A 14,883-nucleotide genomic window follows, 5' to 3' on the forward strand; every position below is an offset into this window, starting at 1 on the left:
AGGCCGTGCGGGACGCAGCCCTGGAGCACGCGGGCAGCGCAAAAAAGCGGGAAAGGCGCGTGTCGGACGCCTCTCCCTGCACTCTTCTGATGGGCGCGCCAGTTCCCTGCCCGCGTGCTCCGGCCCCTGCGCGCTGGTTACAGCGCCAGATACGCCTCGCGCACACCCGGGTCGGCGAGCAGCGCCGCGCCGGTCCCCTCCTTGACCACGGCGCCGTTTTCCAGCACATAGGCCCGCCCTGCCAGCTTGAGGCTGAGGCCCACATTCTGCTCGACAAGCAGCACGCTGACCCCCTCGGCGTTCACGGCCTTGAGCGCTCCGAACACCGTCTGGGTCATCAGCGGCGAGAGGCCCAACGAGGGTTCATCCACGACGAGCACGCTGGGCAGGCCCATCAGGGCGCGCCCCACCGCCACCATCTGCTGCTCGCCGCCCGACAGGGTGCCCGCGAGTTGCCCGGCCCGCTCGGCCAGCCGCGGAAACAGCGAGTAAACGTGTTCCAGGGTCTGTGCCTGCCTGCTGCGCGCTTCCGGACGCATGGCCGCGCCGAGTTCCAGGTTCTCGCGCACGGTCATCAGCGCGAACAGCTCGCGGCCCTCGGGCACGTGTCCCAGGCCCATTCCGACGATCTGGGACGGCGTGGAGTGGGTAATGTCCTGCCCGCCCAGCCGGATGCTGCCGCCCGTGGGCCGCACCACCCCGCTGACCGAGCGCAGCGTGGTGGTCTTGCCCGCGCCGTTTGCCCCGATCATGGCGACGAACTCGCCCGGTTCCACCCGCACGCTCACGTCCCACAGCACCTGCACCTTGCCGTAGCCGGCGGCCAGGTTTTCTATGACGAGTTCCTGTCCTGCCGGAGTCATGATCTCCCCCCGGCGGGCAGGCCGCCGGGCCGCCGCCGTTCCGGTGTGGTCCCATGGCCCCCGCTGCATTCTCCGGTTTCTGTCCTCACGCTCCCAACCCCTCTTCTGTGCCCAGGTATGCGGTGACCACCTGCGGGTGGGCCGTGACCTCGCGGTAACTGCCCGTGGCGATGACCTCGCCGCCGTCCATGACGACCACGCGGTCGGCAAGGTCGCGCACCACCGGCATGATGTGCTCGATGAACAGCACGCTGATGCCGCCGTCGCGCACGCTGCGGACCAGCTCCACGGCCTCGGCGGCCTCGCCGGGACGCAGGCCCGCCATCACCTCGTCGAGCAGCAGCACGCGCGGGTGGGTCGCCAGGGCGCGGGCCACCTCCATGCGCTTGTCCTGCAACAGGGTCAGCTCGTGGGCGGCGCGGTCGGCCTGATCGGCTAGGCCGGTGCGCTCCAGCAGGTCATAGGCCCGCTCGCGCGCCTCGGGCAGCCGGGTGCCGGGCATGCCGAACAGCGCCCCCACCGTCACGTTTTCCAGCACGGTCATCTCGGGAAAGGGACGCACCACCTGAAAAGCGCGGCCCAGTCCGGCGTGGCAGCGGCGTTCCATGGGCGCATGCGTGATGTCCTGCCCCAGCAGTTCCAGGCGGCCCGAACTGGGGCGATACACCCCTGAGAGCAGGTTCAGCAGCGTGGTCTTGCCCGCGCCGTTTGGCCCGATGACCGCCAGAATCTCGCCCGCATAGTGGGTGAAACTCACGTTCTGAACGGCCTTGAGGCCCCCGAAGCTCTTGCTCAGGCGCTCGGCACGCAGCACGACTTCCAGACCGGCGCTCACAGGTCCCCTCCGTGCCGGCCGCGCCGCCACAGACCCACCAGCCCGCGCGGCAACCACAGGATGCTCAGGATCAGCACCAGCCCGTAGACCACCAGATAGCCGTTCTTGACCACGTTGTGCAGCGCCTCCTCGGCCACGCGCAGCACCGTGGCTCCCAGAATGGGCCCCAGCGTGGTGTACAGCCCCCCGAAGATGCTCGTCGTGAGCGGCGCGATGGAATTGGCGAGGCTGAAGGTGTCCAGCGGATTGATAAAGAAGGTCTTGCCGGCGTACAGCACGCCCGCCACCGCCGCGAGCATGCTGGAGATAAAGAAGGCGAACAGCTTGTAGCGCACCGTGGAGACGCCGAGGACCCGCGCGGTTTCCTCGCCCTGCCGGATGGCGGCGAAGGCGTGGTGCAGCCGGGTCAGGCGCACCGCCAGACTGACCAGCACCGTCAGCGCGAGCAGGGACAGGGCAAGCAGGTACTGTCCGCGCGAATTGCCGCCCAGCAGCGCCGGAACGAGCATGCCGTTCGCGCCGCCCGCCACCGCCTCGGGCAGGTTCTGGATCACGGTCCGCACCACCTCGGTAAAGGCCAGGGTGGCGATGGCAAAATACATTCCGCTCAGGCGCATGGTCACCATGCCCAGAATCAGGCTGACCAGCCCCGCGCCCAGCGCCGCGACCGGCAGCGCCAGCGGCCACGCCAGACCGGTTTTCAGCAGCAGCGCGTAGCCGTAGGCCCCCAGCCCGTAAAACGCCGCGTGCGCGAGGCTGACCTGTCCGCTGCGCGCCAGGATGTCCCACGACAGCGCCATGATGCCGGCCACCAGCGTGAAAAAGCCGATCTGAAGCAGGAACTCACGCCGGTCGCCCAGCGGCAGGAAGGGAAAGGCAAGTGCAATCACAAAGAAGATTGCCAGCGGAACCAGCGCCACGCCGGTAAAGTCCGGGCGGCGGGCAGCGTGGCGCTTGGAGGCGGTCGCACCCATGGAATCGGCCCTCATGCGGTCCTCCGGAACGAGCGCAGCACCAGCGTGCCGAAGATCATCAGGAAGAACACCGCGTCGCTCCAGCCGCCGCCGCCCGGCACGTAGGTCTGCACCAGCGCCTCGGACACCCCCAGGATCACCGAGGCCCACAGCACGCCCGTGAGGTTGCCCAGGCCCGCCATCACGATGATGGCAAAGGCCTTCAGCGCGAAGACCAGCCCTACGGTGGGTGAGGCGAACAGCAGCACGCTGACGAGCACGCCCGCTACCGCCGCGAGTCCGCACGACACCCCGAAGGCGATCAGATACACCCGGTCCACCGGAATGCCGATGAGCTGTGCGCCGCGGCGGTTCTGGGCCACGGCGCGCATCTGGCGGCCCAGCACGGTGCGGTACAGCGTGAAGTACAGCGCTCCCAGCAGCGCGGCGGCCAGCCCGAAGGCGATGGCCTTGGGGCCGCCGATGCTGAGTTCGCCAAAGCTCAGGCTGCTCGCCTGGTACGGAGTGGTGACGGTGCGGGTGTTGCCGCCCAGCAGCATCAGCGCGAGGTTCTGCAGCAGGATGCCCAGCCCGAAGGTCAGCAGCATCTGGTTGAGTTCCGGGGCCAGCAGCACGTGCCGGATGCTTACGCGGTAGGTCAGTGCGCCCACCCCGAAGACGGCCACCGCCACGATGGGCAGCGACAGCAGCGGGTCAACGCCCAGAAAGGCGCTGGCGGCCCAGGCCATGAAGGCCCCGATCATCAGAAACTCGCCGTGCGCAAAGTTCACGATGCCCACCACGCCCACCGCCAGCGCCAGCCCCGAGGCCACCAGCGCGTAGATACCGCTTTGCAGCAGGCCATTGAGCAGGGTTTGCAGAAATAGGTCCATTCTTTCTCCGTCGTATTGCAGCGTCTTGGAACTCAGAAGATGGTTGAGGCGGGGTGGGGCGGTGTTCCCGCCCGCTCCAGTCCCCGCCCCTGCGCCCTGCCCTCAGGCAGTTCCGATGTGTTCCTGAGTTACTTGGCCCACACCAGCTGTTTCTGCGCGAACTTGATGGGATAGACCGGCACGCGGGTGTCGCCCAGGAACTGGAAGTGCAGCCAGTTGCCCGCCTTGAAGCCTTGGTACTGGGTCTTGAGGCTCTTGCTGAAGGTCAGCGGGCCGAAGGGGGTGGGCATCGAGGTCTTGGCGAGTTCGGCGGCAACCTTGTCCTTGTCGGTGCTGCCGGCCTTGTTGATGGCGGCGGCCAGCGACTTGAGGTTCACGTACGCCAGCGGCGCAAAGTACTCCTCGGTGACCGTGCCGAACTTCTTCTTGTAGGCGGTCACGAAAGTGCGGCTTTCCGGGTTGGGGCTGGTGGGCAGCCACAGGCTCAGGCCGGAGATGTTGTCGGCCAGAGGATTTTTCTCAAAGCCCACCGGCCAGCTGGGCGGCGTGCCGTAGATCAGGCCCAGCTTCAGGTTCTGCTGCTTGACCTCGGTGGCCAGCGGCAGGGCGTCGGTGTCATAGCCGACCCAGTACAGAATGTCGGGTTTGGCCGCCTTGGCCTTGGAGACCAGCGGGCCGAAGTTGCCGCTGCCGGTCTTGAACTTCTCGGTCATCACGACGTTGAACCCGGCCTTCTTGAAGGCGTCCACGGTGGCGTCGATGCCGGCGCTGCCGAAGGGGCCGTCCTCGTAGGCGATGGCGATGTTCTTGGCGCCCTGCTTGACCTTGAGGGTCTTGAAGAAGTTCAAGATGGCCTCGAAGTTGTAGTACGACCACGGGTGGTAATGAAAGAAGTACTTGTGGTCGGCGAAGGCATCCTCCACGGGCGTGGCGGCAGCCCCGATCCAGGCCATGAAGGTGTTGTACTGCTTGGCCGGTCCCGACAGCGCCACGCTGACTGCGCTGCTCACGCCGCCGGCCATGAAGTCCACCTTGTCCACCGTGACCAGCTTGACGAACTCCGGCACGGCTTTGGCCGGCGCACTGGTGTCGTCGCCGTACACCACTTCCAGGGGCTTGCCCAGCACGCCCCCGGCCCTGTTGATCTCGTCAAGCGCGAGGTCGTAGCCGTTCTTGGCCGCCTGCCCCGAAACGCTGCCGGCCCCCGAAAGGGGAAGCAGCACGCCCACCTTCACCGCACCCGCACCCGAAACCGCGAGCAGCACGCCCGTCAGAAGTAGAGTTTTCATAACGGGGGCAGTCTAGAAGGTCGGCGTCACAGCGGCGTTACACGGCCCCAGGTTCGGGCGACCGGGCGGCGCGGGGAGAGGGCAAGGCAGAGCGCGGTGTCCGGCGGCGGCCGGTCATTCGAAAGGGGCATGCCTTCCTCACCCGCTTGCCGTTATGCTCGGCACGTGCGGCGTCGTGTGATCGGTCTTGTGGTGCTTGCGGGGATGGTGGCCATCGCCTCCCCGGCTTTTCCTTTTCTGTCCCGGTACGGGGCCTTACCTCGCAAGGCCGACGGCCCTGTGACGGTGCTGCTGGCAGGCGTGACGCCCAAGTACGACGAATCGGCCCCGGTGTGGCCGTGGCCGGCCCGGCCTGAGGACTACAGCGGCCTGACCGATACCATTGTGCTCGCGCAGCTGCGCCCGAACGGAGAGGCCCACCTGCTGAGCATTCCGCGCGACACCTGGGTCAACGTGCCCGGCCACGGCTGGGGCAAGATCAACGGAGCCAACCCGCACGGCGGACCCGAGATGCTGGTCGGCGCGGTACAGCACCTGACCGGCGTGTCGGTGGACGCCTACGCCCTGCTGTCCCTGAACGCCATGCGCGCCATGACCGAGGCGGCGGGCGGCGTGACGTTGGACGTGGCCCGCGACATGAAGTACGACGATCAGGCTGGCCGGCTGCACATTGACCTCAAGGCGGGCCGGCAGCACCTCAGTGGAACCGAGGCCGAGGGATACCTGCGCTTTCGCAAGGACAACCTGGGCGACATCGGGCGCGTGGAGCGGCAGCAGAATTTCCTGGGTGCCCTGCTGAGCAAGGTGAAAAGCCCGCTGAACTGGTGGCGCCTGCCGGGCATGGTCGGCGCGGTGGACCGCAACATGAAGAGCAACCTCAGCCGGGAGCAGGTCTCTGCACTGCTGGGCGCGGCCCTGAGCGGCCCGAAAGTGTCCATGCATTCGGTGCCCGGCACCTTTGGCGGTGGGGGCACCTGGGTGGCCGACCGCGCGGAGCTGTCCCGGCTGGTCGACACGAACTTCCGTGACCCCAACGATCCGCGCCGCCTGAGCATCGCGGTGATCAACACCGCCGCCCCCGACGGCAGCGCCCGGCGCCTCAAGGCCCGGCTGGAGTCGCTGGGCTACCTGTATGTCAGCGTGGCCAACGGGCCGCAGGCCAGCGCCACCACCACCGTCACCGGGCCACAGGCCGCGCAAGTCCTGAAGGATGTGGGGCATGGTCAGGTTGTTCAGGGCGAGGGGGTGCCCGGTGCGGACGTGACCGTGCGCCTGGGCAGTGACACCCCGGCGAACTGACCGCGCCTCAGAAGGCCCGCATCACCCGGAGCGGTCCTGACTCAGCGCCCGCGCGATTTCCCGGAGTTCATCGGCGTGAAAGCGCTGACCGGTGGCATGAAGCAGTTGGCGCGCCGCGCGGTGGGTGCCCAGCGCGGACAGGTCGAGCAGGCTGGCCCCGCCGGGAGCGCTGGAGAGCTTGCCGGTCAGGTCGACCACGGTGTGGTACGGCTGGGCCAGCCCGGAAGGCAGGCCCCCGCCGGACAGCACAAGCAGATCGGCCCGCTCCGCAAGGCCGGTCAGGGCGCTGTCTCGTCGGCTCAGCGGATAGGCGCGCAGCCCGGCCGGCAGGTGACGGGTGGCCCGCTCGGCTTCCAGCGCAGTCTCGGCGGCGACCCCCACGTCCGTAAATCCCAGACGCATCAGGGGCAGCGCCAGCGCCAGGTCGTGGGCGCTGTGACCCAGCAGCAGGGCGCTGGCTCCGCGGGTGGCGTAGCCGCTGGCCTCCAGCGTGTCACTCAGGGCGTCGATCAGGGCGCAGGTGCCGTGGATGCCCGCCGCAAAGGCCACCGCGTCCACCCGGCCCACCTGCCGGGCCACGGCGTCGGGCTGGGCGACATCGGCCACGCGGAGTTCCTGGCTGGGGTGGACCAGCGCCCCGCTAAAATGCAGGGTCGCGCAGGCTTCCAGGGTGGCCCGCAGATCGTCGGTGGGCACGCTGAGCGCCACCACGCCCAGCTCCCGCAGGGCGCGTGCGGCGGCGGGGGAGTGGCCGATCAGGGCCAGGGGAGAGGGGTCCGCATGCATTGCGGCCCAGTCTAGCCCCGCGCGGCTAGGGTCACTCCGGGGTGCGCCTCCGGGCTGGGCGGTTACAGCACCCGTCGCCGCTGCTGCAGCGCCCGCCACGCACCCAGCAGCACCACAACGGTGCCGGCCACCACGCCCAGAGCCACGGTCAGCGTGTCCGGGCGGGCCAGATACACCCCCAGAAAGGCCCACAGCAGCACGGCCCCAAAGGCGTAATCCCGGAAACGCACCAGAAAGAAGGCCCCGACCAGTCCGGCCACCACCACGAGCAGCGCCGACCACGCCGGGGCGCTCAGTCCAAACACGCCAGCGGTGACGCCCCGGCTCACCAGAAAGGCCGTGATGTTCGCCATGGTCGCCACGCTGATCCATGCTAGGTACAGGCTGGCCGGCACCTGCAGCGCCCAGAACGCCCCGCCCAGCGGAGCCAGGCGGCGCACCGTCAGATACAGCCAGATCAGGCTGAGCAGCAGCGCCAGCATGATCACCACGCTGAGGCCGAGGTTGAGGCTCTGGAAGGCGAGCAGCCACGAGACGTTCAGCAGGTTGCCCAGCAGGAAGGGCCAGAACAGCGCGTCGTGGCGGGCTTCCCGCTGGGCCGGCAGGGCCTGATACACCGCGAAGACGGTCAGTCCCAGGAAGATCGGTCCCCACACCGCGAAGGTCAGGCCGGCGGGTGTAAAGGCGTTGGGCAGCGCGTCACTGACCTGCGCGTTGCTGTTGCCGAACAGCGGTAGGGCGTTGCTGAGATAGTTCATGACCAGCGTCAACAGGGTTGCCAGCACCAGCGTGATCTGCCTCGCGATTCCCGTCATGGGTCCAGCATAAGCGCAGGAGCGGCGTTCGACCGTTCGTCTGCGTTCTGTTCGATATTTCTCCCTGGCGTGCCTTCTGCGGGAGCGCCAGAGATGGGCCGGGTCCTGTGCCCGGCGCCGGGCGCTGTGTGACCGCCGCGTAACGCCTCCGGCCTACCCTCGGTCCCAGATGAACGACACAGGGGGGAGGCCGGGGCTGGAGCGGGCGGCGCTGACGGCAGGGGACAGACCGGGGGCGTGGCTGTTCTCGGCGCAGGCGACCTGGGCCGGGGTGCGCGTGCCGCTGCAACTCGGAGCACAGTCGTGGGGAACACTGAATCCGGCGCGGGACAACGCCGTGCTGGTCTGCCACTACTACACCGGCACCATGCGTGCCTCGGGCTTCAATCCCGACGGCACGCCCGGATGGTGGGCCGGGCTGGTGGGGCCGGGACGTGCGCTGGACACCGAGCGTTACTTCGTGATCTGCTTGAACACCCCCTCCAACGTGCAGGCCCATGATCCGGAGGTCGTGACCACCGGAACCGATACCCCCCACCCGGACGGTGGCGTTTGGGGAGAGCGCTTTCCAGCGTGGACCTTTGCGGACCTGCACGCCGCGCAGCTGGCCCTGATGCGGGCGCTGGGCGTGACGCGCTGGCACGCGGTGGCCGGTCCCAGCCTGGGCGGACTGCAGGCCCTGCAGTGGGCCGCCCGCACCCCCGAACTCGCGCCCCGAGTGGCGGCGGTGGCGGCCAGCCCGGTGATCGGGCCGGCGCTGCGCGGGGCGTTCTCGCCGCTGCTGCGTCAGGTGGCCCCGACTGGGGGCCTGGACGCAGCGCTGCGGCTGATCTCGTTTTTTGGTCTGGGAGCCGACGGCCTGCACAAGCTCTTTGGGGAGGCGAGTTTCGACGCCTACCTGCGGGCCCGCTCGGGCACGGCCAGCCTGCCGCACATTCTGGACATCGCGCGGCTGGTGGAGACCCACGACCTCGCGGGGGTGGCTCCGCACGGCGAGCTGTTTGCCCGCTGGGTGGGGGCCGGACTGCGGCTGCTGACCGTCAACGTGGGCGTGGACCAGTTCTTTCCAGCCGCCGAGATGCGGGCTTTCGCGCACGCCTCGGCGGCGGCGGGGGTGAACCACACCCACCTGGAATTCGCCTCGGAGTGGGGGCACCTGGGTTGCGTGCTGGATACCGGGGCCTTCGCCGCGCCGTTGCGGGCGCTGCTGGAAGCCCCGGTGGCCGCTCCGCTGGAGGTGCCGCATGCCTGAGGCGTCTGGTTCCGGGGAGGCGTCTGCGGGCGTGCTCGTGGCCGTTCATGGCAATTTTGCCTCGGCCCGCTGGTGGGACGCGCTGGTCGCTGATCCGCCCGCCGGGTGGCGCGTGCTCGCTCCGGACCTGCCGGGGTTTGCGGGGACGCCGCACGCCGGAGAGGTCAGCATCAGCGGCTACGCCGACTGGCTGGGCCGCTGGCTCGACGAGCAGCAGATCACCCGCCCGGTGCTGCTGGGCCACTCGCTGGGCGGCGCGGTGGTGCTGGAACTGACGGCCCGGCAGCCGCAGGAGGTCGCCGGAGTGGTGCTGGCGGCGGCGGCGCCGCTGTCGGGGCTGGTCACGCCCGAGGAGAACTATCCGGTGCTGGAAATGATGCGCGGCGCGCCGGCCCTGCGCGAAGCCAGTCTGGGTGCGCTGTTTCCGTCCGGAAAACCGCAGAATTTTGCGGCTCTGGTGGAGGATGCCGGGCGCATGGCCCCCACGCACTACAGCGGCAACGCCCGCGCGCTGGCCGCGTGGGGCATGGACCCGCAGCGTCTGGGCGGCGTTCCGCTGCTGGTGCTGGGCGGCGAACTGGACGCCCTGGTCACCCCGGCGATGGTGCGTGCCCAGGCCGAGGCGCTGAACACCGGGGCGCACATCGTTCCTGGGCGCGGGCACGGCTTTCCACAGGAGGCCGCCGCAGAATTCCGGGCGCGGCTGGAACCGTTTCTGGCCGGGTTACCGGCCGCACATTAAGGCCTTCCCGTACACTGGGCGGCACACACAGGAGGGCACATGGATAAGGTTTACGCGGGCGCGACCGAGGCGCTCAGGGACATCGTGCAGGACGGACAGACCGTGGCAGTGGGGGGCTTTGGCCTGTGCGGCATTCCCGAGGCGCTGATCGTGGCGCTGCGCGATTCGGGGGCAAAGGACCTCACCGCCGTGAGCAACAACGCGGGCGTGGACGGCTGGGGCCTGGGTCTGCTGCTGCAGACGCGCCAGATCCGGAAGATGATCTCCAGCTACGTCGGAGAGAACAAGGAGTTCGAGCGCCAGTACCTCGCCGGGGAACTGGAACTGGAGTTCACGCCGCAGGGCACCCTGGCCGAGCGAATGCGCGCCGGCGGCGCGGGCATTCCCGGCTTTTACACCAAGACCGGTGTGGGCACGGTGGTCGCCGAGGGCAAGGAGCACAAGGACTTCGACGGCGTGACGTACATCCTGGAACGCGGCATCGTGGCGGACCTGAGTCTGGTCAAGGCCTGGAAGGCCGACCGCTCGGGCAATCTGGTGTACCGCAAGACCGCGCGCAACTTCAACCCGATGGCCGCCACCTGTGGCCGGGTCACGGTGGCCGAGGTCGAGGAGATCGTGGAGGTGGGGCAGCTTGACCCCGACGAGATCGATACCCCCGGCATCTACGTGCAGCGGGTGGTTCTGAACGCCACGCCCGAGAAGCGCATCGAGCAGCGCACGGTCCGGGCTAGTGCGCCCGCGTCCTCCGCCGCCGGAGCCGAGGTCTGAGATGGGCTGCCTGAAGCTGAGGTGCGACCCTTCGTCGTGTTTGCCCAAGACCACTCGTCTGTGGAGGTTGTGATGCCCTGGAACAGAGACCAGATGGCGGCCCGCGCCGCCCGTGAATTGCAGGACGGCTATTACGTGAACCTGGGCATCGGCCTGCCTACGCTGGTGGCCAACCACATCCCTGAGGGAGTCAGCGTGATGCTGCAGTCGGAAAACGGGTTGCTGGGCATCGGACCTTTTCCCACCGAGGAACAGGTCGACCCCGATCTCATCAACGCGGGCAAGCAGACGGTAACCGCGCTGCCCGGCGCGAGCTTCTTTTCCAGTGCCGACTCCTTTGCCATGATCCGGGGCGGCCACGTGAACCTCGCCATCCTGGGGGCCATGCAGGTCAGCGAACACGGCGACCTCGCCAACTGGATGATTCCGGGCAAGATGGTCAAGGGCATGGGCGGCGCAATGGATCTGGTGGCGGGCGTGCAGCGCGTGGTGGTCTTGATGGAACATGTGGCCAAGGGCGACGCCCACAAGATTCTGCCCGAGTGCAACCTGCCCCTGACCGGGCAGCGCGTGGTTGACCGCATCATCACCGATCTGGCGGTGCTGGACGTCACTGAGGACGGGCTGAAGCTGGTGGAGCTGGCCCCCGGCGTCACGCTGGAGGAAGTGCGCGCGAAGACCGGAGCAGCCATTCGGGAATAGGTCCAGATTCTGCATGGACGTCAGATGCCCCGGCCGGTTCCTGAAATGGAATGGGCCGGGGCGTTCTGGTGTTGCTTGGCACATCCAGTCATTGGGTTGCTGAATGACCCCAGTGTGGCCGGTTCCGACGGGGCGTGGGCCGCGCCCTGTCCAGTCGGAACCGGTGTCATGACGGGCCATCTGGCCCAGCTTTACGCCAGCTTTTGGAGTCTCGTGGGGCACCACGGCACGCTGTGGCCTGTACCCCCTTGCCACAGCGCCCCGCCGTCTGCTAATCTGCGCCCCGCTGAGGGGGCTTAGCTCAGCGGGAGAGCATCCGCTTTGCAAGCGGAGGGTCTGGGGTTCGAATCCCCAAGCCTCCACCAAGAAAAACCGCGCTGAGAAGCGCGGTTTTCTTTTGCTTATTTTTGCCCAGCGGGGGGCGTGACCAACGCGTGGCCAACCGGCTCTCAGTTCACTACCTTGGGTCGCGCCTTGACCAACTCCGACAGGTTCACGGCCCGCTCTTGGTGCTCGCTCTGGTACACCCTCCGGTAGACGTCCGCCGTGAAGCTGGGCCGCGAGTGGCCAAGCTTCACGCTCACCACCTCCACCACGCCCCCCCGCAGCATCGGCAAGGCGTGCGGGTGCCGCAGCCGAACACACTTCCTCCCGGCTGCGTTGCTGGGGCAAAAGCCACCGCGCACAACCGAAGGCATCTCCAGTTCTGCGCGGTTCTGGGCTACAGCGTTCCGTGCTGTGTCCTGAGGGTGCTCAGCCTCAGTCGGTGTAGGCTCCCACCGCCGCGCTGCTCACCAGCTTGGCGTACTTGGCCAGCACACCGCGCTTGTAGCGGGGTTCAGGGGCGACCCAGGCCGCCCGGCGGCGCTCAAGCTCGGCGGCGTCCACCTGCAGCGTCAGTTCGCAGGTCTCGGCATTGAGCTCGATGGTATCGCCCTCCTCGACCAGCGCGATGGGACCGCCCACGTAGGCCTCAGGAGCCACGTGGCCTACGACCAGTCCGAAGGTGCCGCCCGAGAAGCGCCCGTCCGTGATCAGGCCCACGCTGTCGCCCAGGCCCTTGCCGATGATGGCCGAGGTGGGGGAGAGCATTTCCCGCATGCCCGGTCCGCCTTTGGGCCCCTCATAGCGGATGACCAGCACGTCGCCGGGGTTGATGCGGTCTTCCATGATGGCGGCCATGCTCTCCTCCTCGCTGTTGAAGACGCGGGCGGGGCCGGTGATCTTGATGCTCTTGAGGCCGCTGATCTTGGCGACGCTGCCCTCGGGCGCGAGGTTGCCGCGCAGGATGGCGAGGTGACCCTGGGCATACAGCGGCTGGTCGTAGGGCCGGATCACGTCCTGTCCGGCATCGGGTGTGTCCTGCTCGTCGGCCAGGTTCTCGGCCACCGTCTTGCCCGTCACCGTCAGGCAGTCGCCGTGCAGCAACCCCTCCTTGAGCAGCATCTTCATCACGCGCGGAATGCCGCCCACCACGTGCAGGTCGGTGGCTACGTACCGCCCACTGGGCTTGAGGTCGCAGAACACCGGGGTCGCCTCGCGGATCCGCTCGAAATCGGCCAGGGTCAGGTCAATGTCGCAGGCGTGGGCAATCGCCATCAGGTGCAGCACGGCGTTGGTGCTGCCGCCCACCGCCATGATCACGGTGATGGCGTTCTCGAAGGCCTGCTTGGTCAGGATGTCCTTGGGACGAATATCGTGCTCGATCAGCTTCAGGAGGGCGCGGGCGCTGTCGGCGCTGGAGGTGGCCTTCTCGGCGTCCACGGCGCTCATGGTGCTGGAGTACGGCAGGCTCATGCCCATCGCCTCGAAGGCGCTGCTCATGGTGTTGGCGGTGTACATGCCCCCGCAGCTGCCGTTGCCGGGACACGCGCGGCGCTCGATCTCGTTGAAGTCCTCGCGGCTCATCTTGCCCGCCCCCAGCGCACCGACCGCCTCGAACACGCTGACGATGGTCAGGTCCTGACCGTTGTAGTGGCCGGGCTTGATGGTGCCGCCATAAACAAAGATGGCCGGGATGTTCAGGCGGGCAATCCCGATCATCGCGCCGGGCATGTTCTTGTCGCAGCCGCCCACCACGATCACGCCGTCATGCGACTGTCCCCGGCTGACCGTCTCGATGCTGTCGGCAATCACCTCACGGCTGACCAGGCTGCATTTCATGCCCTCGGTTCCCATGCTGATGCCGTCCGAGACTGTGATGGTGCCGTACACCTGCGGCATGCCGCCGCCCTCGTGGATGGCGTCGGTGATGTGGCCCGCCAGCTCACCCAGACCGTTGTTGCACGGCGTGATGTTGCTCTGGGCGTGCGCCACCCCAATGATCGGTTTCTCAAAATCGCCGTCCTGAAAGCCCACGGCCCGCAACATCGCACGGTTGGGAGCACGCGCGTCTCCCTGCGTGACGTGGTGGCTGTTCCAGTTCAGCTTGCGTTTGCGGGCGGTGTCGGTCATGCCCCAGACTAGCGTCGCCCGCACCGTCAGGGCGGTGGGCGGCACAGACAGGTGCGGCAGCGAAAGGGACGGGACGCCGCACAGGGCCGTGTCAGAGCAAAAGAGCGGTGTCAGAGCAAAGGAGTGGAGCTGGGGCGCGCGCCCCAGCTCCACTCCCTATGCTCCGTGTTCCCTGTTTACTTGCTGGCGGGAGCCGGGGTGACCGTGACCACTTCCGGGAAGGACTCGGTGTTCAGTCGGGCAACCTGCGCGTCCAGGTACTTCTGGGCGGCTTCCTGGGAGAGCTGCTGGCGGATGACCGGCGCAGCCTCGGCCAGCGGCACCGCGCCCGCCGGGGTGCGCTTGGTCACCATCAGAATGTGGAAGCCGAACTGCGACTGCACCGTCTGGAGCTGGCCCACTGGACCCTTGAAGCTGGCCTGATCGAACGTCTCGACCATCTGTCCGGGTTCGAAGCAGCCCAGGTCGCCGCCCTGCGCCGCGCTGCCGGGGTCCTTGCTCTTCTCGGCGGCGACCTTGGCGAAATCCGCGCCGCCCTGCAGGTTCTTCACGAGGGCCTGGGCCTCGGCCTGGGTGGGCACCAGGATGTGCTTGACGCAGGCTTCGGCCTCGCGGGCAAACTTGTCGCGGTTGAGGTTGTAGTACCCGGCCACCACGGCGTCTCCGAACGTGAAGCGGTCCTGGATGCCCTGCAGGTAGGCATTCACCACCGACTGGCGTGTCAGCTCGGCGCGCAGCTCCTCGGGGGTGCTGTAGCCGGTCGCGGCCAGGGCCTGTGCAAAGGCCTCATCGGTCTCGAAGTTGGCGCGGGCGTCATTGAACTGCTGTTCCACCGCCGCCGTGTCCACCTTGTTGCGGCCCATGGCGATCTGGGTGATGGCCCGGTCGCGCAGGTACTGCTTGAGGTAGGACGGACGCGCCTCGGCGAACTCGGCCAGGTAGGACTCCTCGAAGGGAATGCCCTGGGCGTTGACCACCCGCGCGGCGGCCAGCCGGAAGGCCCGGTCAAAGTCGGCCAGCGTGTAGGTCTCGCTGCCCACCTTGCCGACCACGGCCGCCGGATCGCCGGTGCTGACGGGGGTCTGAGGGACTGGAGTGGGCGTGGCTGGGGTCTGGGTGGCCGGGCTGGTTGAGGCAGGCGCCGTGGGAACGACGGGAGGTGCCGCCGGGGTCGTCTGGGCCAGGGCGACGCCGCCGAGCAGCGCCAGGGTCAACAGAAGTTTTTTCAC

The 14,883-nt window shown here is 68.1% G+C and carries 15 protein-coding genes and 1 tRNA gene; 6 read left to right on the top strand and 10 right to left on the bottom strand.

Annotated features, from left to right (window positions below):
• Window positions 1-137: 137 nt before the first annotated feature.
• The 5 genes from IEY21_RS03545 to IEY21_RS03565 all read right to left on the bottom strand — a co-directional run bounded on the left by IEY21_RS03545 (window position 138) and on the right by IEY21_RS03565 (window position 4,833).
• On the bottom strand, window positions 138-863 hold the full coding sequence (locus IEY21_RS03545) for an ABC transporter ATP-binding protein (RefSeq protein WP_188901446.1): 726 nt from the start codon (window positions 861-863) through the stop codon (window positions 138-140).
• A gap of 85 nt (window positions 864-948) precedes the next feature.
• A complete protein-coding gene (locus IEY21_RS03550) occupies window positions 949-1,698 on the bottom strand; it encodes an ABC transporter ATP-binding protein (protein WP_229752851.1) in 750 nt (249 codons plus the stop codon).
• Window positions 1,695-2,687, bottom strand: coding sequence for a branched-chain amino acid ABC transporter permease (locus IEY21_RS03555; RefSeq protein ID WP_229752852.1), 993 nt, complete (start codon window positions 2,685-2,687; stop codon window positions 1,695-1,697). Before IEY21_RS03555 ends, IEY21_RS03550 begins: the two co-directional genes overlap by 4 nt.
• On the bottom strand, window positions 2,684-3,544 hold the full coding sequence (locus tag IEY21_RS03560) for a branched-chain amino acid ABC transporter permease (RefSeq protein ID WP_188901448.1): 861 nt from the start codon (window positions 3,542-3,544) through the stop codon (window positions 2,684-2,686). The genes IEY21_RS03555 and IEY21_RS03560 overlap by 4 nt, the downstream gene beginning before the upstream one ends.
• A gap of 128 nt (window positions 3,545-3,672) precedes the next feature.
• Entirely contained in the window at window positions 3,673-4,833 is a 1,161-nt protein-coding gene (locus IEY21_RS03565; protein ID WP_188901450.1) for an ABC transporter substrate-binding protein, read from the bottom strand.
• Between the two features lie 165 nt (window positions 4,834-4,998).
• On the opposite strand from IEY21_RS03565, the gene IEY21_RS03570 reads away from it, so the two are divergent.
• On the top strand, window positions 4,999-6,132 hold the full coding sequence (locus IEY21_RS03570; protein WP_229752854.1) for an LCP family protein: 1,134 nt from the start codon (window positions 4,999-5,001) through the stop codon (window positions 6,130-6,132).
• Between the two features lie 21 nt (window positions 6,133-6,153).
• Here the strand turns inward: IEY21_RS03570 and IEY21_RS03575 are convergent, their stop codons facing one another.
• Both IEY21_RS03575 and IEY21_RS03580 read right to left on the bottom strand, forming a co-directional pair.
• Window positions 6,154-6,918: a shikimate dehydrogenase gene (locus tag IEY21_RS03575; protein WP_188901454.1), complete on the bottom strand. Its 765-nt coding sequence runs from the start codon at window positions 6,916-6,918 to the stop codon at window positions 6,154-6,156.
• Between the two features lie 62 nt (window positions 6,919-6,980).
• Entirely contained in the window at window positions 6,981-7,733 is a 753-nt protein-coding gene (locus tag IEY21_RS03580; RefSeq protein WP_188901456.1) for a TspO-related membrane protein, read from the bottom strand.
• 169 nt (window positions 7,734-7,902) lie between these two features.
• On the opposite strand from IEY21_RS03580, the gene IEY21_RS03585 reads away from it, so the two are divergent.
• The 5 genes from IEY21_RS03585 to IEY21_RS03605 all read left to right on the top strand — a co-directional run bounded on the left by IEY21_RS03585 (window position 7,903) and on the right by IEY21_RS03605 (window position 11,565).
• On the top strand, window positions 7,903-8,985 hold the full coding sequence (locus IEY21_RS03585) for an alpha/beta fold hydrolase (RefSeq protein ID WP_188901457.1): 1,083 nt from the start codon (window positions 7,903-7,905) through the stop codon (window positions 8,983-8,985).
• Window positions 8,978-9,727, top strand: a complete 750-nt coding sequence (locus IEY21_RS03590; protein ID WP_188901460.1) for an alpha/beta fold hydrolase — start codon at window positions 8,978-8,980, stop codon at window positions 9,725-9,727. The genes IEY21_RS03585 and IEY21_RS03590 overlap by 8 nt, the downstream gene beginning before the upstream one ends.
• Window positions 9,728-9,766: 39 nt before the next feature.
• Window positions 9,767-10,498 (top strand): CoA transferase subunit A, encoded by a 732-nt coding sequence (locus tag IEY21_RS03595; protein WP_188901462.1) that lies wholly within the window; start codon window positions 9,767-9,769, stop codon window positions 10,496-10,498.
• A 72-nt stretch (window positions 10,499-10,570) separates the two neighbouring features.
• A complete protein-coding gene (locus IEY21_RS03600; RefSeq protein WP_188901463.1) occupies window positions 10,571-11,200 on the top strand; it encodes a CoA transferase subunit B in 630 nt (209 codons plus the stop codon).
• A 290-nt stretch (window positions 11,201-11,490) separates the two neighbouring features.
• A tRNA-Ala gene (locus tag IEY21_RS03605) sits at window positions 11,491-11,565 on the top strand.
• An 84-nt stretch (window positions 11,566-11,649) separates the two neighbouring features.
• Here IEY21_RS03605 and IEY21_RS17005 read toward each other — a convergent pair.
• The 3 genes from IEY21_RS17005 to IEY21_RS03615 form a co-directional block, all read right to left on the bottom strand.
• Window positions 11,650-11,784: a hypothetical protein gene (locus IEY21_RS17005; RefSeq protein WP_268237773.1), complete on the bottom strand. Its 135-nt coding sequence runs from the start codon at window positions 11,782-11,784 to the stop codon at window positions 11,650-11,652.
• A 175-nt stretch (window positions 11,785-11,959) separates the two neighbouring features.
• Complete coding sequence (gene ilvD / locus IEY21_RS03610; RefSeq protein WP_188901466.1) at window positions 11,960-13,654, bottom strand: dihydroxy-acid dehydratase; 1,695 nt, start codon at window positions 13,652-13,654, stop codon at window positions 11,960-11,962.
• A 176-nt stretch (window positions 13,655-13,830) separates the two neighbouring features.
• Entirely contained in the window at window positions 13,831-14,883 is a 1,053-nt protein-coding gene (locus tag IEY21_RS03615) for a peptidylprolyl isomerase (protein ID WP_188901468.1), read from the bottom strand.

This window comes from Deinococcus aerophilus, from assembly GCF_014647075.1.
Classification (GTDB): domain Bacteria; phylum Deinococcota; class Deinococci; order Deinococcales; family Deinococcaceae; genus Deinococcus; species Deinococcus aerophilus.

Coding starts and splice junctions, on each gene's coding strand:
- IEY21_RS03545 (WP_188901446.1), bottom strand. CDS start 863: ATGACTCCGGCAGGACAGGAACTCGTCATAGAAAACCTGGCCGCCGGC.
- IEY21_RS03555 (WP_229752852.1), bottom strand. CDS start 2,687: ATGAGGGCCGATTCCATGGGTGCGACCGCCTCCAAGCGCCACGCTGCC.
- IEY21_RS03560 (WP_188901448.1), bottom strand. CDS start 3,544: ATGGACCTATTTCTGCAAACCCTGCTCAATGGCCTGCTGCAAAGCGGT.
- IEY21_RS03565 (WP_188901450.1), bottom strand. CDS start 4,833: ATGAAAACTCTACTTCTGACGGGCGTGCTGCTCGCGGTTTCGGGTGCG.
- IEY21_RS03575 (WP_188901454.1), bottom strand. CDS start 6,918: ATGCATGCGGACCCCTCTCCCCTGGCCCTGATCGGCCACTCCCCCGCC.
- IEY21_RS03580 (WP_188901456.1), bottom strand. CDS start 7,733: ATGACGGGAATCGCGAGGCAGATCACGCTGGTGCTGGCAACCCTGTTG.
- IEY21_RS03585 (WP_188901457.1), top strand. CDS start 7,903: ATGAACGACACAGGGGGGAGGCCGGGGCTGGAGCGGGCGGCGCTGACG.
- IEY21_RS03590 (WP_188901460.1), top strand. CDS start 8,978: ATGCCTGAGGCGTCTGGTTCCGGGGAGGCGTCTGCGGGCGTGCTCGTG.
- IEY21_RS03595 (WP_188901462.1), top strand. CDS start 9,767: ATGGATAAGGTTTACGCGGGCGCGACCGAGGCGCTCAGGGACATCGTG.
- IEY21_RS03600 (WP_188901463.1), top strand. CDS start 10,571: ATGCCCTGGAACAGAGACCAGATGGCGGCCCGCGCCGCCCGTGAATTG.
- ilvD (WP_188901466.1), bottom strand. CDS start 13,654: ATGACCGACACCGCCCGCAAACGCAAGCTGAACTGGAACAGCCACCAC.